This is a genomic window from Streptomyces sp. NPDC002795, from assembly GCF_042888725.1.
GTDB lineage: Bacteria > Actinomycetota > Actinomycetes > Streptomycetales > Streptomycetaceae > Streptomyces.
In genome coordinates this window covers 206,910-224,329 of the sequence record NZ_JBIAQB010000004.1, presented here as the reverse complement: position 1 = coordinate 224,329, position 17,420 = coordinate 206,910, and the positions used below count along the sequence as shown (strand labels likewise).

At 69.6% G+C, this 17,420-nt stretch carries 13 protein-coding genes; 1 reads left to right on the top strand and 12 read right to left on the bottom strand.

Annotation, left to right across the window (positions count from 1 at the left end; all coding sequences use genetic code 11):
• Positions 1-26 precede the first annotated feature (26 nt).
• From ACFYWS_RS14160 to galE, 3 genes are read right to left on the bottom strand one after another with little or no spacing between them, the layout of a single operon-like run.
• Complete coding sequence (locus ACFYWS_RS14160) at positions 27-1,628, bottom strand: hypothetical protein (protein WP_389274649.1); 1,602 nt, start codon at positions 1,626-1,628, stop codon at positions 27-29.
• 40 nt (positions 1,629-1,668) lie between these two features.
• Entirely contained in the window at positions 1,669-2,793 is a 1,125-nt protein-coding gene (locus ACFYWS_RS14155) for a hypothetical protein (RefSeq protein ID WP_389274646.1), read from the bottom strand.
• Complete coding sequence (gene galE / locus ACFYWS_RS14150) at positions 2,790-3,776, bottom strand: UDP-glucose 4-epimerase GalE (RefSeq protein WP_389274643.1); 987 nt, start codon at positions 3,774-3,776, stop codon at positions 2,790-2,792. The genes ACFYWS_RS14155 and galE overlap by 4 nt, the downstream gene beginning before the upstream one ends.
• 192 nt (positions 3,777-3,968) lie before the next feature.
• On the opposite strand from galE, the gene ACFYWS_RS14145 reads away from it, so the two are divergent.
• Positions 3,969-5,063 carry an LCP family protein gene (locus ACFYWS_RS14145; protein WP_389274640.1) on the top strand — a complete coding sequence of 365 codons (1,095 nt, stop codon included), beginning with the start codon at positions 3,969-3,971 and terminating at the stop codon, positions 5,061-5,063.
• Here ACFYWS_RS14145 and ACFYWS_RS14140 read toward each other — a convergent pair whose 3' ends face one another.
• The 9 genes from ACFYWS_RS14140 to ACFYWS_RS14100 form a co-directional block, all read right to left on the bottom strand.
• The gene (locus ACFYWS_RS14140) at positions 5,064-6,557 is read right to left on the bottom strand and encodes an ArnT family glycosyltransferase (protein ID WP_389274637.1); all 1,494 of its coding nucleotides are present in this window, start codon (positions 6,555-6,557) and stop codon (positions 5,064-5,066) included.
• A gap of 84 nt (positions 6,558-6,641) precedes the next feature.
• Complete coding sequence (locus ACFYWS_RS14135) at positions 6,642-8,159, bottom strand: amino acid permease (RefSeq protein WP_389274634.1); 1,518 nt, start codon at positions 8,157-8,159, stop codon at positions 6,642-6,644.
• A gap of 242 nt (positions 8,160-8,401) precedes the next feature.
• Positions 8,402-10,324, bottom strand: a complete 1,923-nt coding sequence (dxs, locus tag ACFYWS_RS14130; RefSeq protein WP_389274631.1) for a 1-deoxy-D-xylulose-5-phosphate synthase — start codon at positions 10,322-10,324, stop codon at positions 8,402-8,404.
• 237 nt (positions 10,325-10,561) lie between these two features.
• Positions 10,562-11,842: a sugar ABC transporter permease gene (locus ACFYWS_RS14125; RefSeq protein ID WP_389274628.1), complete on the bottom strand. Its 1,281-nt coding sequence runs from the start codon at positions 11,840-11,842 to the stop codon at positions 10,562-10,564.
• Positions 11,839-12,630: an ATP-binding cassette domain-containing protein gene (locus ACFYWS_RS14120; RefSeq protein ID WP_389274625.1), complete on the bottom strand. Its 792-nt coding sequence runs from the start codon at positions 12,628-12,630 to the stop codon at positions 11,839-11,841. Before ACFYWS_RS14120 ends, ACFYWS_RS14125 begins: the two co-directional genes overlap by 4 nt.
• Positions 12,631-12,813: 183 nt before the next feature.
• A complete protein-coding gene (locus ACFYWS_RS14115) occupies positions 12,814-13,932 on the bottom strand; it encodes a sugar ABC transporter substrate-binding protein (RefSeq protein ID WP_389274622.1) in 1,119 nt (372 codons plus the stop codon).
• Between the two features lie 121 nt (positions 13,933-14,053).
• A complete protein-coding gene (locus tag ACFYWS_RS14110; protein ID WP_389274619.1) occupies positions 14,054-15,265 on the bottom strand; it encodes an ROK family protein in 1,212 nt (403 codons plus the stop codon).
• A 199-nt stretch (positions 15,266-15,464) separates the two neighbouring features.
• Entirely contained in the window at positions 15,465-16,355 is an 891-nt protein-coding gene (locus ACFYWS_RS14105) for a carbohydrate ABC transporter permease (RefSeq protein ID WP_389274616.1), read from the bottom strand.
• Entirely contained in the window at positions 16,352-17,413 is a 1,062-nt protein-coding gene (locus ACFYWS_RS14100; RefSeq protein WP_389274613.1) for a carbohydrate ABC transporter permease, read from the bottom strand. The genes ACFYWS_RS14105 and ACFYWS_RS14100 overlap by 4 nt, the downstream gene beginning before the upstream one ends.
• Positions 17,414-17,420 lie beyond the last annotated feature (7 nt).

Genomic DNA, 17,420 nt, shown 5'->3' with positions numbered 1-17,420 from the left:
TTTTCTCCACTTTTTAGCGATGTTCTTCACACAGTTTTCTGTACAACCATCGCCGACTTCCAGGAGTCGAAGGCGAGGCCTTCGTGCCGCGGTGTGCGCCGCGCCACCAGCAGCGCACCGTCCGCGGTGCGGGCCGCGAGGGTCAGCTGCCCCGCCCTGTCCACGGCCGCAGCAGGCACCGCACCACTCGGCGCCCCCAACTCCTGCCACCACACCCCGGCGCCCGCCCGGCCCTCGGGATGAACACCCACCGCGCTTCCGCCGCGCTCCCCGGCACAGGCGAGCAACGTGTACCGCCAGCCGTCGAGCGGCACCTCGGCCACCGTGGCCGGCGGCCCGGAACCGTCGGCGGCGCCGAGCGGGCACGGCGCCTGCGCACCCGCCCGCCACACCGACACCACGTTGGTCCGGAGCTCACGGAAGAGCACCCCGCCCGGTTCGGCGGCCGGTGTCAGCGTGCCGGGCACCGCGGCGAACGGCACGGCGCGGTCCTCCGCGAAAGCGCCCGCCTGCCCCTGGTACCAGCGAACGACGGCGGCCGTGTCCCTGGCCCGCGCGAAGACCTCGACGCCGCCGTGCGGAGACGGCACGGCGGCGAGGTCGTCGGCGATGCGCGTTCCGCCCAGGTGTTGCCACGCGGACCAGATGCCGTCCGCGCCCTGCCTCCGGTAGCTGATGCTGTGCCCGAAGTTGCGAACGAAGACGTAGAGATCACCCGCGGCGTCGAACACCGCTGCGGGGAAGCCGACTTCGCGTCCCTTGGCGGGGGCGCCGGCGTTGGGTCCGCCCAACGACTGCCACGGCGCCGGCGGGCGGCCGGTGCGGTGCTGCACGCAGTGCACGACCTCGACATCGACGCCGCCGTCGTCCCTCATGGTGCGTCGCAGCCCGAACAGGTGCGGAAAGCCGTAAGGGTCGAGTACGACCCTCAGACCGGGGACGAGAGAGGTTCCTTCCAGCAGTTCGGGCCCTCGCCACGTACCCGCGTCGGGCAGTTCCTGGTACCAGCGCGCGACACCGGCCGCGGTCACGGCGAAGGCGGTGAGCCGGCCGTCGATCCCCGCGGTCAGCCAGTTGACCGGCTCGGGGTACCTGCGGCACGCGGCAGCGCCGGGCGTCGTGTCGGCCCCCGCGCGAAGGCAGTCGACCAGCACGGGGACGCCGGTCCGCTCCTGCAGCATGCGGGCAGCGGCGAGCGCCACCGCGGCGGCCTCCGCCTGCCGGGGCGGCTCGTCGTGCACAGGCTTTCCACTGGACTCGTCGAACGCGACGTGCACCGGGTCGGGGTCGAGCGTGTGCACCCGGCCGATGCCCCATTCCCCCAGGACATCGGCCAGTACGGATATCGCCGCGTCCCCCTCAGAACCCAGAATCCGGGCCCCGCCCCGCACATCGGCACTCCCCCGCCCCGCCGCGTCGGCGAGTGCGCGGTCGAGCGCCGTGCGGCCCTCGCGGGACCCCGCGCGCAGGCAGACGACAGCGAACCCCGAACCGGGTTCCTGGAGTGCCACAAGCGGCACCGCGTCCACGGGCTCCGCGGCCACGAGGGCCACACCATGGGCTCGGAGGGACGGCGCCTGCCCGGGCCGGGCGCCCTTTCCGGCTCCGCGCTCCGACCTTCGCGTCATGCTGCGCCGTTCCTTCTCTCGGGGGCCAGGCCCGCCGTGGTCATATCCGTTTCCATGCGCCGAGGTTGAGCCCCGGCCCGTCCTCCTGGCGGGCGACGCTCGGCGCTCCGTCCGGGGCGACGGCCAGCACCATGACCCGTCCGTGCCCGTCGAGGGCGAGGGCCGGGTCACCGAGCGTTGCCATGCCGGTGTCCGTCCACCAGACCCCTGAGCGCTCCTGCTCGGCCACGCACACGCCCAGCACGACCCGGCCGTGCACACCGCGATGCGCGAGCACCGTGCAGGCGTAGCCGTCGACCGTGGCGGCGACGGCGGCGTGCCTGCCGTCCCCCGGCAGCACCCCGTCGAGCTGGATCGGCCACTCGCCCGCGCGGACGGCCATGACAGCGCCGGTGCGCGCATCGGTCAGGTAGTAGGTCGTGCGGCCGGGCGAGGTCTCCAGCGCGGTGGCAGATCCGGGCAGCGGTACCACCGGCAGGTCCACCGACCGGTGGAACGCGCCGCCCGGCTCCTGCTGACCCCACATCAGGGCGCCGCCGCGGCCCGGCGCGAGGATCTCGACGAACCCGTTCGACGTGGCCGCCGCGGCCGGCACCCCCGTGCAGGTCGCCACGCCCACGTCGTGCCACGGCTCCCAGCGGCCCTGCCGGTCCTCACGGCGCAGCGCGAGTCGCCCCTCGGCCGTCGGCGCCAGGACGTGCAGTGTGCCGGAAGCGTCGACGACTCCTGTGGGCTCACCGAGCTGAGCGGTACGTTCCCGCTTCGCGTGCGGATTGCCGAGGGAGCGCCACTCGCTGAGCGGACGGCCCGCCTGGTACTGGATCGCGTAGACGAGGTCCACCACCGGCACCTGTCCGGACGCGCGCACGCGGCGGCCGACGAGCTGGGCGTACCGGTTGCGCCCCTGGAAGACCGCCAGGTGGGTCAGGCCCTTCATCGGCAGCACGTCCGGCCCGATCCACTCCGGCCCGCCGGGGCGGCGCTCGGTCCAGCGCAGCACGGCGCCCTCGACGTGGCCGAACACGAGGAGGCGCCCATCGTTGCCGGTCAGCAGCCACGGTCCGGATCGGAAGTCGTACTGCCGATCCGGAGAGGCCACCGCGACGCCGATGGCCTCCCGGGTCCCCGGCTCGCGTACCGGGGCGCCGCTTACAAGCCGCGTCACCTCCGCGCCCCCGGATGTCGACCGCACCAGCCCTCCCACGCCGACTCGACCATCGAGCGCACGTCGTGCCGCGCGCTCCAGTCCAGCTCGGTGCGGATGCGGTCGGCCGAGGCCACCACGCGGGCCGGGTCGCCGGGGCGGCGGGGGGCGGTCGTGGGTGTGGCGGCGGGGCCGTAGCCGGTGACATCGCCGATCAGGTCGATCATCTGGCGTACGGAAACGCCCTCGCCGCGGCCGATGTTGACCGTCAGGTCCGTGCCCGGGGCGCGGGTGGCCAGAGTGCGGGCGGCCGCCAGGTGGGCCGAGGCGATGTCGACGACGTGGATGAAGTCCCGTACGCAGGTGCCGTCCTCCGTGGCGTAGTCGTCGCCGAAGATCACCGGTGCCTCGCCCTCGGTGAGCTTCTCGAAGACCATCGGGATCAGGTTGAACACGCCGGTGTCGGCGAGCTGTACGTCGGCGGCGCCCGCGACATTGAAGTAGCGCAGCGAGGCCGTGGCCATCCCGTGGGCGTGGCCCGCGGCCCGCACCATCCACTCGCCGGCCAACTTGGTCTCGCCGTACGGGTTGATGGGTGCGCAGGGTGTGTCCTCCGTGACGAGCGTCACGTCGGGCATGCCGTAGACGGCCGCGGACGATGAGAAGAGGAAGTCCCGTACGCCGTGGTCAACGGCGGCCCCCAGAAGGTTCTGCAGGCCGTGCACGTTCTCCTCGTAGTAGTGCAGGGGGCGCGCGACGGACTCGGCGACCTGCTTCTTCGCGGCGAGGTGGACCACGCCGGTCACCCGATGCTCGTCGAGAGCCGTGCGCAGCGAACCCCTGTCCAGGGTGGACGCCTTGACGAAGGGCACGTCGTCGGGGACGCGCGAAACGTCCCCCGTCGACAGGTCGTCGTAGACAACGACCCGCTCACCGGCCCCCGCCATGGCACGGACCACGTGCGCCCCGATGAACCCCGCACCACCAGTGATCAACCATGTCATGCGTGCATACTATTCCTTCACTCAAACTTCCGAACGAGGCCACGATTCGGTCACATGCCTCGCACTATCGGGCGAATTCACGTCTATAGTGCTGCGGCAGCCCCCAGCCACATCGCGGACCGGCTCTCCCCCCACCCGAGTCCTCAACCGAACGCCCGCCCCACGGGCACGACTTACAAGGACTCCGGCACGATGAGCCATGCCTCCACGACCCCGCGTCGCAGCGCGACTCCCGCACCGCGCGGGCGTCGCAAGCCGAAGAAGGCGAAGACCCGCGGCAGGCGAGTGCGGCGGATCATCCTGTGGACCCTGCTGGTCCTCGTCCTCGCCGCAGGCGGCACCGGCTACTGGCTCTACAGCAACCTGAACAGCAACATCGACGGCGTCGACCTCGACAAGGCCATCGGCGCCGACCGCCCCGAGAAGCTTCCGACGTCGGGGCAGAACATCCTCGTGCTCGGGTCCGACTCGCGGTCCGGCGCCAACGCCTCGCTCGGGACCGGCAAGGTCTCCGGAGCCCGGTCCGACACCGCGATGGTGCTGCACATACCCGAGGGCCGGTCCCGGGCGACCGCCGTCAGCATTCCGCGCGACACGCTCGTGACCCGGCCCGGGTGCACCAAGGCGGACGGCACGAAGACGCCTTCGGCGGATCGCGTGATGTTCAACTCCGTGTATTCGCTCGCCGGTCCGGCCTGCGTCGTGAAGACCGTCGAGGCGATGTCGGGGGTGCGCATGGACCACTTCGTGGAGATCGACTTCGCCGGGTTCAAGGGGCTCGTCGACGCGATCGGCGGGGTGAGCGTCACCGTCGACAAGGCCATTCACGACAAGTCCAGCGGGCTCGACCTCACCGCGGGCACGCACAAGCTGGACGGCACCGAGTCGTTGGCCTTCGTACGGACCCGGCACGGCGTCGGCGACGGCTCCGACCTCGGCCGCATCGGCTTGCAGCAGCAGTTCATGATCGCGCTGTTGAGCGAGATCAAGCAGCAGGACCTGTTGGGCAGCCCCACCAAGACGTACAAGATCGCGAACAGCCTCACCGAGTCGCTCACGACCGACGACGGGCTCGCCTCGCTCACCAAGCTCGCCACCTTCGGGCGGAGCATGCGGGGCGTCGACCCGGCGAGCATGGAGACGATCATGCTTCCGGTCGCGTACGACAAGGCCGACCCCAACCGGGTCGTGGCCGCGCAGCCGCAGGCCGACACTCTGTGGAAGGCCGTCCGCAGCGACCGCGAGATCCCCGAGTCGGCGAAGAAGTCCCCCGCGCAGGGCAGCTGATCAGGGCGGGCCGGTGTACGACCCGGCACGCTCGTACACCACCGCCCCGTCCACCCGGGCCACTTCTCGGTACCCCGCCAGGAGACGCCGCACCGCGCCCACCCTCCCCGGCCCGTACGCCTCACCCCGCGAGTCGTCGACGATCACCGTCGGCGGCCGGTGGCGGACCTCCGAGCGGAGGGTGGCCCAGCTGCCCGGCACCCCGAAGCGCTCGCCCACCCCACCCCCGTCCCGCCCCCCACTGAAATTCGTCAGCAGCCCCGCCGTGAGGAAGCGGCTTGCCGGGGTGCGGTCCGCCAGCCAGTACGTTTCCGGGTGCATGCCCCAGATCAGGACCCGGTCGTCCGGTGTGGTGCGCTCACGCAGAGCCGTGGCCACCCGCTCCGTGTGGGTGAGTTCGGTGCGCGGGGCGAGCAGGCCCCAGGACAGGAACAGGGCGCCGCAGCACGCCGAGGCGAGCAGGGAACGTCTGAGGTGTTCGCGGGGGAGGATGTGGAGTGCCAGTGTTCCCAACAGAGCCAGAGGCGGGACCAGTTGGAGGTAGTAGTGGCCGAAGAAGTGGAAGCCGAAGGCGACCGCCGCGGCCGATGACGCGAGCCACAGCCACAGTTCACCGCACCCCGTCCGCGCGATCCTCAGCACCCGGACGATCGGCGGCAGCACACCCACGCAGGCCACCGCGAGGATCGCCGCGTTCGTCAACCCCCGGAGCAGGACGTGGAGTTCGGAGCCGGTGATCGAGGCGTACGCGCTCGAACCCGTCACCGTCCAGAAGGCGAAGCCCGCGGGGTTCGTGGCCAGCGCGGCGGCCGCGATCGGGGCGAGCGCCCCAATGCCGCACCGTAGCCAGCCGCTTCGTGGGCACCGCGCCCGCCACAGCATCCACACCACCGGCACCAGCACCGCTCCCCCGGTCTGCTTCGCCAGGAACGCCGCCGCGATCGCCGTCCCGCACAAGGCCCACCGGCGGCGGTCCGCGCACCACAGCGCCGCCGCGGTCCACGGCAGCATGAACACCTCGAAGGTCGCCGCCTGGGTGTCCTGCGGGTTCAGGCCGATGGAGAGGAGGAGGTAGAGGACTCCTGCCGTGCGGCCCGCCGTGTCGCCCCAGCGGCCGCGCGCCAGTGCCGCCAGGAACACCGCCGTCACCACGTGCGCCGCCACCGCCCACACCCGCACCGGCGTGAGCGAGTCCGAGCCGAAGAGCGCGAACACCGCCTCGTACAGCCAGGGAACCAGCGGGGGTTTGCGGTCGACGACGGTTTCGTAGAGCGTGCCGCCGTGCGCCAACATCCGTGCCTGGACGGCGAGATAGCCCTCGTCCGGATTCCAGAGCGGGCGGGTGAAGGACGGGACGCGGGTGACGAGGGCGAGGGCCGTCAGGGCGGGGGCCAGGCGGAGCCAGTAGTGAGCGGAGTGGCTGCGGCTGCGTATCGAGGAGGCGTCGGGGTCTTTGGATGCGTTCGGTCGTGACCGGGGCGCCTCGGTGAGCATGGGGGCCAAACTATCCGCCCCCGTATGTCCCACTTAGTAGGGACATACGGGGGCGGTGGATCCGGGCGGTGGATCCGGTGGCGGTTACTGCTTGGCGCCTCGCGCCGCGCGGCTGTGGCCGCGGCCGTACACGAAGTAGATCACCACGCCCACCACCATCCACACCGCGAACCGCAGCCACGTCTCGACGGACAGGTTGAGCATCAGCCACACCGAGCACGCCACGGAGGCGATGGGCAGGACCGGCACCCACGGGGCCCTGAAGCCGCGCGGGAGGTCGGGGCGGGTGCGGCGCAGGATGAGGACGCCGAGGGCGACGACGACGAAGGCGAACAGGGTGCCGATGTTGACCAGCTTGGAGAGCTCTTCGAGGGAGATGAAGCCCGCCACCAGGGCCGTCAGGACACCCAGGATGATCGTCGAGCGGTACGGCGTACGGAACTTGGGGTGGACCGCGCTGAAGACCGGCGGCAGCAGGCCGTCCCGGCTCATCGCGAAGAAGACGCGGCTCTGGCCGAGGAGCAGGATCATGCACACGGTCGTCAGACCGATGACCGCGCCGAAGGAGATCAGGCCCGCCCAGAACGGGTGGCCGACCGACTTGAACGCCTCCGCGAGCGGTGCGCCCGGGTCCAGCTCCTGGTAGTTCTGCATGCCGGTCACGACCGCGGCCACGCCCACGTACAGGACCGTGCAGATGGCGAGGGAGCCGAGGATGCCGCGCGGGACGTCCTTCTGCGGGTGGCGGGTCTCCTCGGCCGCCGTCGCGACGACGTCGAAGCCGATGAACGCGAAGAAGACGACGGCCGCGGCGGTGAAGATGCCCATCACGCCGAAGCTCTGCGGGGTGAAGCCGGCGACGGCTTCGAGGAGTGTGGCGGTCAGCCCCGAACCGCCTTCGGTCTCCTTGGCGGGCGGGATGTACGGGCTGTAGTTGTCGGAGTTGATGAAGAAGGCGCCCACCGCGATCACGATCAGGACGACCGTCACCTTGATGGCCACGACCACCGACGTCACCCAGGCCGACAGCTTCATCCCGATGACGACGACCGTCATGACGGCCAGGACCAGCAGGAACGCGGCGATGTTGAAACTGAAGCCGTCCCCCGAACCCGGGCCCTGGAGGCCCGCAGGCAGCGGGATGCCCCAACTGTCGAGGAGGGACTGTACGTAGCCGGACCAGCCGACCGCGACCGTCGCGCAGCCCAGGGCGAGTTCGAGGATCAGGTCCCAGCCGATGATCCACGCCGGGAACTCGCCGAGCGAGGCGAAGGCGAAGGTGTACGCGGATCCGGCGACCGGGACCGTGGAGGCGAACTCGGCGTAGCAGAGGGCGGCGAGGGCGCAGACCACGGCGGCGACGACGAAGGAGATGGTCACGGCGGGGCCGGCGTAGTCGGTGGCGGCCGTGCCGGTGATGACGAAGATGCCGGAGCCGATGACGACTCCGACGCCGAAGACGGTGAGGTCGAGGGCGGAGAGGGTCTTCTTGAGCTTGTGCTCGGGCTCCTCGGTGTCCTGGATGGACTGCTCGATGGACTTGGTCCTGAACAGTCCGTCGCGGCGTTTCCGCTCCGCGCCTGTGTCTGGCTGGGTGCTCACCGGGTGTACCTCCGTAGGCTTCGTCGTCCCGGACATGATCGAGACGAGTAGCCTTCGGCGCGCGGGTGAGTCACCCGTATTCATGCGAATGGGGCCGGTCCGGCCCCCTTATGGGGGACTGGCCGGCCCCGAATCAAGCCCCTGCGGCGATTGAGCAGCGGGGTCCGGGGCAGAGCCCCGTGGCCGCGCCCCGGCCGACCGACTCGAAAGATGTCCTCAATCGCCGGACGGGCTTGATCGGCTCAGTCGCGCGCGGGCTCCATCTCCTGCACGGCGGCAGCCTCCCGGCGGCCGTCCAGCTTCGACACCAGACCCGTCACCTGGCGCGCGATGTCCGGAGCCGTGAGGCCGATCTCGGCCATGATCTCCTTGCGGGAGGCGTGCTCCAGGAAGCGCGGCGGGATGCCGAAGTCGCGGAGCGGGACGTCGACGCCCGCGTCGCGCAGCGCCTGCGCGATCGACGAACCGACGCCGCCCACGCGGGAGTTGTCCTCGACCGTGACGACCACGCGGTGGCGCTCGGCCAGCGGGGCCATCGCCTCGTCGACCGGCTTGACCCAGCGGGGGTCGACGACGGTCGTCGTGATGCCCTGCTTGTCGAGGAGGTCGGCGATCTCCAGGCACATGGGGGCGAGGGCGCCGACGGAGACCAGGAGCACATCCGGCTTGTCGGACTGCGGCTCGCGCAGTACGTCCATGCCGCCGACCTTGCCGACCGCCTCGACGGCCGGGCCGACCGCGCCCTTGGAGTAGCGGACGACCGTGGGGGCGTCGTCGACCTGGACGGCCTCGCGCAGCTGCGCGCGGACCTGGTCGGCGTCGCGCGGCGCGGCGATGCGGACGCCGGGGACGACCTGGAGGAGGGACATGTCCCACATGCCGTTGTGCGAGGCGCCGTCGGTGCCGGTGATGCCGGCCCGGTCGAGGACGAAGGTGACCCCGCACTTGTGCAGGGCGACGTCCATCAGGAGCTGGTCGAAGGCGCGGTTGAGGAACGTCGCGTAGACGGCGAAGACCGGGTGCAGGCCGCCCGTCGCGAGGCCGGCTGCGCTGGTCGCCGCGTGCTGCTCGGCGATGCCGACGTCGTAGACCCGCTCGGGGAACTCCTCGGCGAACTTCTTCAGGCCGACCGGCTGGAGCATCGCGGCGGTGATCGCCACGATGTCCTCGCGCTCGCGGCCGAGCTCGACCATCTCGTCGCCGAAGACGGAGGTCCAGTCGGCGCCGGAGGCCTTGATCGGGAGGCCGGTGTCGGGGTGGATGGGGCCGATGCCGTGGAAGCGGTCGGCCTCGTCCTGGAGGGCGGGCTTGTAGCCGCGGCCCTTCTCGGTGAGGCAGTGCACGATGACCGGGCCGCCGAAGCGCTTGGCGCGGTTGAGGGCGGACTCCAGGGCCTCGATGTCGTGGCCGTCGATCGGGCCGACGTACTTCAGGCCCAGGTCCTCGAACATGCCCTGCGGGGCGATGAAGTCCTTGAGGCCCTTCTTGGCGCCGTGCAGCGTCTCGTAGAGCGGCTTGCCGACGACCGGGGTGCGCTCCAGGAGGTCCTTGCCGCGGGCCAGGAAGCGCTCGTAGCCGTCCGTGGTGCGCAGGGTCGCGAGGTGGTTGGCGAGGCCGCCGATGGTCGGGGCGTAGGAGCGCTCGTTGTCGTTCACCACGATGACGAGGGGGCGGTCCTTGGCGGCGGCGATGTTGTTCAGCGCCTCCCAGGCCATGCCGCCGGTGAGGGCGCCGTCGCCGATGACCGCGACGACGTGGTCGCCGCGGTCCTGGATCTCGTTCGCCTTCGCCAGGCCGTCGGCCCAGCCGAGGACGGTGGAGGCGTGGCTGTTCTCGATGACGTCGTGCTCGGACTCGGCCTGCGAGGGGTAGCCGGAGAGGCCGCCCTTCATCTTCAGCTTGGAGAAGTCCTTGCGGCCCGTGAGCAGCTTGTGCACGTAGGACTGGTGGCCGGTGTCCCACAGGACCTTGTCCTGGGGGGACTCGAAGACGCGGTGCAGGGCGAGCGTCAGTTCGACGACGCCCAGGTTCGGGCCGAGGTGGCCGCCTGTCTTGGAAACCGCGTCGACGAGGAAGGTCCGGATCTCGCCTGCCAACTGGTCCAGCTGCTCAAGGCTGAGCCGGTCCAGATCGCGCGGTCCCGTGATGCGGGTCAGCAACGGCACCCGTGCCTCCTTGCGATAGAGCTGTGAGTAGCTGGTTGGGCTGTCGAGCTTGTCGGGCCTGTCGATTCTAATGTTCCACCGGTCGAGTCGGCGTGCGGGCCGTGCGTTCCTCGTCACGCCCTCGTCACGAAACAGAACCAGCCGCACGCCGCGCTCGCAGGCCGTACGCGTGACTGTGCCCGGCGTCACCATTGACGCCGGGCACGGTCGGTCAAGGCCAGAAGCCCCAGGGCACCGTCAGGCGCGGCCCGCCGTCTTCTGGGTCTTACGGGTGATCGAGTCGATGACGACCGTGGCGAGGAGCACGCCGCCGGTGATCATGTACTGGATCGGGGTGGCGATGCCCTCCAGGGCGAGGCCGTACTGGATCGACGTGATCACCAGCACACCGAGCAGCGCGTTCCAGGTGCGGCCCCGGCCGCCGAAGAGGCTGGTGCCGCCGATGACGGCCGCGGCGATGACGTTCATCAGGAGGTCACCGGCGCCGGCGCTCTGGTTGGCCGCCGCGATCTTGGAGGCCCAGAAGAGGCCGCCGACCGCCGCGAACAGGCCCGCGAGGGAGAAGACCGAGATCCGGATCGCGGTGACGTTGATACCCGCACGCCGGGAGGCCTCGACGCTGCCGCCGAGCGCGTTGACCTTGCGGCCGTACGAGGTGCGGCGCAGCAGGAAGTCGGTGCCGACGAGGACGATGCCGAACAGCAGCACCGCGAGCGGCAGGCCCTTGTACTGGTTGAAGATGATCGCCACGCCGAAGACGGCGATCGCGAGCAGCACCGTGCGCAGCACGATGTCGCTGAGCGGCCGGGACGGGATGCCCGCGGCCTCGCGGCGCCGGTTGCCGAGGAAGGTCGGCACGAAGTAACCGAGGACCGCGATGACGGCGAGGCCGTAGGAGGCGGCGACGTCCGAGAAGTAGTACGTGGTGAGCTTGCCTACCACGCCGTCGCCGTCGATGTTGATGGTGCCGTTGGAGCCCAGGATCTGGAGCATGAAGCCGTTCCAGAACAGCAGGCCCGCCAGCGTGACGGCGAACGCGGGGGCGCCGAGCCGGGCGAAGAAGAAGCCGTGCAGGGCGCCGATGACCGCGCCCGCGGCGAGCGAGACGAGGACGGCGAGCCACTCGTTCATCCCGTGCGTGACGCTCAGCACCGCGGTGATCGCCGAGGAGACACCGGATACGGAGCCGACCGACAGGTCGATCTCGCCGAGCATCAGCACGAAGATGATGCCGACGGACATCATGCCGGTGGCGACCATCGCCACGAAGATGTTGTTGAGGTTCTCCGCGCCCAGGAACGCCGAGTTGAGGCTCTGGAAGATCGCGCCGATGACGATCAGGCCGATGACGACCGGGATGGCGCCGAGGTCGCCGCCCTTGATCTTGCGCTTGAACTCGCCGATGTAACCCGCGAAGCCCTGCTCGCGCACGAGGAGGCGGGGGTCGACGGCTGCCACGGCGGCACCGGCGGCCACGCCGGGTTCGTCCACGGGGGACTTGGTCTTGTCGATGCTCACTTCTGAGCCTCCCCGTTCGCGCGCGCCGCACGTCGGGTCACGGCGTTGTCCGTGGCGCCGGTGATGGCGGAGATGATCTCTTCCTGGGACGTGCTCTTGACCTCGAACACGCCGTTGTTGCGGCCGAGTCGCAGGACCGCGACCTTGTCCGCGACGGCCTTCACATCGGCCATGTTGTGGCTGATGAGGATGACCGCGTGACCGCGCTCGCGCAGCCGCTCGACGAGGTCGAGGACCTGGGCGGTCTGCTCGACGCCGAGTGCGGCGGTCGGCTCGTCGAGGATCACCAGCTTGGGCTCGCCGAGCATGGAGCGGGCGATGGCGACGACCTGGCGCTGACCGCCGGAGAGCGAGGCGATCGGGATCCGCACGCTGGGTATCCGGATCGACAGGGTCTCCAGGAGCTCGCGGGAGCGGCGCTCCATCTCGACCTCGTCGAGAATGCCGCGCTTCTTGATCTCGCGGCCCAGGAACAGGTTGCCGACGACATCGATGTTGTCGCACAGCGAGAGGTCCTGGTAGACCGTCGCGATGCCCAGGTCCTGGGCGTCGTGCGGCCGGTTGACCGCGACGGCCTTGCCGCCCCACTCGATGACGCCGTCATCGATGGGGTGCACGCCGGCGATCGTCTTGACCAGGGTGGACTTTCCGGCACCGTTGTCGCCGACCAGGGCGACGACCTCACCGGCGTGGACTTCAAGCTCTACGTCGGTGAGCGCCTGCACGGCACCGAATCGCTTGGAGACCCCGCGCAACGCCAGCACGGGCGTAGCGGACACGTGAACCATCTCCTTCACCGCCAAGGCCTGACCCGGCGGGAGGTTGAACTCAGAAGAATGAGGGGGGTGTTGGTGTTCCGTCCGGCGCCCCGCCGTTGAGCTGCGGGGCTGTTGGCGGCGTGGCGCCGGACGTGCATCAGGGGCCCGTGAGGGCCGAGGCGGGAGCCGCTTCGGGCTCCCGGGCGTACCGGGTTACTTCAGGCCGATCTTGTCGCAGGCCTTCTTGTACTTGGCCGTGCAGATCTCGTCGACCGTGTAGTAACCCTCCTTGATGACCGTGTCCTTGATGTTGTCCTGCGTCAGGGAGGCGATCGGGACGATCACGGAGGGGATGCTCTTCGCGGTGCCGCTGTCGACCTTGGTGGTCTGCAGCGAGCTGTCGAGCTTGCCCGTCTTGGCGATCGAGACGGCCATCTTGGCGACGGTCTCGGCCTCCTGCGGGTAGGACTTGAAGACCGACATGTACTGGTCGCCCGTCACGATGCGCTGCACGCCCGCGAGTTCGGCGTCCTGGCCGGTGACCGGGGGAAGCTTGGAGACGCCCGCGCCCTTGAGTGCGGTGATGATGCCGCCGGCGAGGCCGTCGTTGGCGGAGTAGACGCCGACGATCTTGTCCTTGCCGAGGGCGGAGATGGCGCCCTCCATGTTGGTGTTGGCGTTCTCCGGCTTCCACTCCTTGGTGTCGTACTCCTTGCCGATCTTCACCTTGCCGTCGAGGACGGAGTGGGCGCCCTTCTTGAAGTCACCGGCGTTCGGGTCCGTGGCGGCCCCGTTCATCATGACGATCTCGCTGCTCGGCTTGGCCTTGTCGCCCAGGGCCTTCAGGAGGGCCTTGCCCTGCTCCTTGCCGACCTCCTCGTTGTCGAACGAGGTGTAGGCGGAGATCGGGCCCTCGGCCAGGCGGTCGTAGGCGACGACGGGGATGTCCGCGTCCTTGGCCTTCTTCACACCGCCGGCGACGGCCTTGGAGTCGACCGCGTCGAGGATCAGCACGTCCACCTTGTTGGTGATCATCGTGTCGATCTGCTGCGACTGGACGGACGGGTCCTGCTTGGCGTTGAGGTACTGGACCGTGCCCTTGCCATCCGTCAGCTTCTTGACCTGCTGCTCGATGATGGGCTTGTCGAACTTCTCGTAACGCGCCGTCTGGTTCTCCGGAAGGAGCAGACCTATCTTCAGCGCGTCGGTCTTCTTGCCGGCGGTCTTGTCGCCCTCGTCCTTCGACTCCTTGGCGCTGCCACAGGCGGCGAGAGACACGGCCATGGCGGTGGCACAGAATGCAACGGCGGCACGACGCATACGCGTGTTCACTTCAGAAACCTCCCTGACGAGGCCGCGTCGTTGCGGCCGAGGTGGCTGGAAGTCAACTCGGCCGCAACAACGGCGTCAAGGAGTAAATCCTTAACGGGTTGGCAACGGTGTCATGCGTTCTCTAAGTGAAGGCAGGTGTGGCTGCGGGCACAGCGCCTGCACCGGACCCGTCCAAAAGCATCGAATCGCCCATCTCGCTCAGGGCGAGGGCAAGGGCTCCGAGCACCTCGGCGCGGCCGCCCAACGCCCCTGGAAGGACCGAGAGTTGGCGCCCGGCGCTGGGGATCGCATAGCGCCCCACGGACTCCCTGATGGGCCCCAGGACCAGCTCACCGGCCTCCGCCAGATCGCCGCCGAGGACGACCCGGCTGGGGTTGAGCAGGTTGCAGAGATTCGCGACGCCGGAGCCGATGTGCCGGCCCACGTCCGCGACGACGCGGCGGCAGCCCGGGTCCCCGTCGCGCGCGAGCCGCACGACGCCCTCCATCGTGAGGTCGGTGCCGTGGCTGGACTGGAGCAGCGGCAGCACGTACCGGGCGGCGGTGAAGGTCTCCAGGCAGCCGCGGTTGCCGCAGCGGCACACGGGCCCCGACTCGTCGAGCGTGATGTGCCCGATCTCCCCCGCCGTGCCGCCCGGGCCGCGGTAGATCTTCCCGCTGATCACGAGGCCCGCGCCGACACCGCTGGCCACCTTGATGTACGCGAGGTCCTTCACGCCCCGGCCGCTGCCCCACACCAGCTCACCGAGGGCGCCGAGGTTCGCGTCGTTGTCGACGTGCACCGGCACGCCGAGGCGCCGGGCCAGCTCGTCGGCCGGCTTGGTGCCGGACCAGCCCGGCAGGATCGAGGTGGAGCCGAGCGTGCCGCTCTCCACGTCGATCGGGCCCGGCACACCGAGCCCCACGCCCGCGACCTTCGCCCGGTCCACGCCGGTGGCCACGATGAGGCGCTCGACCAGCTCTTCGGCCCGGTCGAAGCCCTGCGCGGCGGAGGCGTCCACGTCGAGCGGCTCGGACTCCTCGGCGAGCACCTGGTGGGCGAGGTTGCCGACGGCCACGCGCAGGTGGGTGTGGCCGAAGTCGACGCCGATCACGATGCCCGCGTCGCCGCTCAGCGAGACGCTGCGGGCCCTGCGGCCGCCGGCCGATGTGGGCGTGACCTCGACGGTTCCGCCGTCCTTGAGCTCGCGGACGATGTTGGAGACCGTCGCGGCCGACAGGCCCGTCGCCCTCGCGATCTCCGCCTGCGTGAGCGAACCGGCAAGGCGTACGGCTCGTACGACCCGCTCGAGATTGGCCCGGTGCAGCGAAGACTGCGACCCCGGAGTCTCCATTGACTCTCCACCCTCATCCCTTGATCCACGTCACCCAGTGTGACCAGACCTTGTACAAGTTATGAACCCCAAAATCCGCTGAAGGTGTCTCCGGCGTCAACCCCTTGACGGAAATCGGTTCTTTCGACGTACGCAGGGGTCGGGCCCCGGAGAGGTGTCTCTCCGGGGCCCGACCCCTGCTGCGCGCGACGGATGGGCGTCAGCGGAAGGTGCCCTGCGACACCGAACCCGCGATCCGGCGCTGGAAGATGACGTACACGACCAGAACGGGCACCACCGTGACCACGATCGCCGCGAACAGCGCACCGTAGTCGATGTCATAGACCTGCGAGGACGCGTAGGCGGCCATCCCCTGGGTCAGCACCCACTTGTCCTGGTCGGTGTTGAGCGCCACCGGCAGCAGGAACTGATTCCACAGCCCCAGGAAGTTGAAGATCGCCACCGCGGCCATGCCCGGACTGGCCATCGGCAGCATCACCTGGAAGAACGCCCGCCATTCCCCGGCGCCGTCGATCTGCGCGGCCTCGTACACGTCGTGCGGCAGCGACCGGAAGAACGCGTAGAGGAAGAACATCGTGAACGGCAGCGCGAACGCGACGTAGGTGAGGATCAGTCCCGGCCGGGTGTTCAGCAGCCCGAAGTTCTGCAGCTGGAAGAAGAGCGGCACGATCGCCAGAAAGACCGGGAAGGTCAGTCCGGCCAGCATCACGTAATAGATCAGCCGGCGTCCGGGGAACTCGAACCGGGCCAGGATGTAGGCGCACATCGCGCCCAGCAGCATCACCAGGAACAGTGCGGAGACAACGACGATCACCGAGTTCAGGAAGAACTTCCCGATGTTCGCGTCGGTCCACGCGTTCACGTAGTTCTCGAACCGCCAGCGGCCCGGCAGCTCGAACGGTGACGACAGAATCTCGCCGGTCGACTTGAACGACGACATCAGCACCCACAGCATGGGCACGATCACGATCACGGACCAGAGGATCAGCAAGGCGTGCGAGAGCACCGCGAACCTGCGGTCGCTGCTCGCGGCCGACCGCGTCAGCTTCCGGTCGCTCGTCACCTTGCGGTCGGCGGCCATGGAGCTCACCGGGCACCTCCCTTGGCTCCGGCACGCCGAGCCTTCAACCCACGCGCTTTCTGTTTGCCCTCGCTCTCGCCACCGCCGGTCAGACGGTTGACGGTGAACACGAGCGCCGCGAACACCAGGGTGACGACGGCGAGGACGACGCCCATCGCGGTGGCATAGCCGAACTGCCCTTTCCGGAAAGCGGTGTTGAACAACTGCTGACTGATCGTCAGTGTCGAGTTGGCCGGACCGCCGTTCGGCAACAGCGCCTGTACGTAGACGAACGCGTCGAGCGCGGCGATGCCCAGGTAGATGTACGCCGTCTGCACGCTGTCCCTGATCGCCGGCAGGGTGACCGAGATCGTCATCCGGAACCGGCCGGCCCCGTCGATCCTGGCCGCCTCGTACAGCTCGGCGGGGACTCCCTTGATCGCGGCGATGAAGAGCACCGCGTAGAACCCGACGAGTCCCCAGACGAAGACGAACATCAGGGCCGGCATCGCGGTCGATGTCTCGCCCAGCCAGGCGAACGTCTTGAAGCCGTCGAGACCGAGCGAGGTGAGGACACCGTTGACCAGGCCGGCGTTCGGGTCGAGCATCTGCGCCCAGATCAGGCCGACGATGATCGCCGGCACGACGTAGGGGAAGAACGAGATGATCCGGTAGAAGGAGGCGCCGCCGATCCCCCGGACGGGGCCGATGCTGGGCCCGCCCAGGGTCACGGCCACCGCGACCCCGAGGGCGAGCGTCAGCGTCACCAACGGTACGAAGGCCGCCAGCAGCGTGACGTTGGTCAACGCCTTCAGGAAGACGTCGTCCTGGAACATCTTGGTGAAGTTGTCGATCCCGACGAAGTTGTAGTCCGGGCTGAAGCCGCGCCAGTCGGTCATCCCCCAGAAGATCGCCTGGGCGAACGGGTACAGGACGAAGAGCACGAAGACGGTCAGCGGGATGCCGAGGAACGCGAGGAAGAACGTCACCCGGTCGAAAGTGAGCTTGCGACGCCGGGGACGCCCGCCGCGAGCGGCCGGCGTCGGCCGGTCGCTCGCGGCTCCGGAAGTGGTGATCGTGTCTTTCATGGCGGTA

Excerpts from the sequence above, each read along its gene's own strand:
- galE (WP_389274643.1), bottom strand. The coding sequence starts at position 3,776 with ATGACATGGTTGATCACTGGTGGTGCGGGGTTCATCGGGGCGCACGTG.
- ACFYWS_RS14140 (WP_389274637.1), bottom strand. The coding sequence starts at position 6,557 with ATGCTCACCGAGGCGCCCCGGTCACGACCGAACGCATCCAAAGACCCC.
- ACFYWS_RS14120 (WP_389274625.1), bottom strand. The coding sequence starts at position 12,630 with ATGGTTCACGTGTCCGCTACGCCCGTGCTGGCGTTGCGCGGGGTCTCC.
- ACFYWS_RS14100 (WP_389274613.1), bottom strand. The coding sequence starts at position 17,413 with ATGAAAGACACGATCACCACTTCCGGAGCCGCGAGCGACCGGCCGACG.
- ACFYWS_RS14145 (WP_389274640.1), top strand. The coding sequence starts at position 3,969 with ATGAGCCATGCCTCCACGACCCCGCGTCGCAGCGCGACTCCCGCACCG.
- ACFYWS_RS14160 (WP_389274649.1), bottom strand. The coding sequence starts at position 1,628 with ATGACGCGAAGGTCGGAGCGCGGAGCCGGAAAGGGCGCCCGGCCCGGG.
- ACFYWS_RS14110 (WP_389274619.1), bottom strand. The coding sequence starts at position 15,265 with ATGGAGACTCCGGGGTCGCAGTCTTCGCTGCACCGGGCCAATCTCGAG.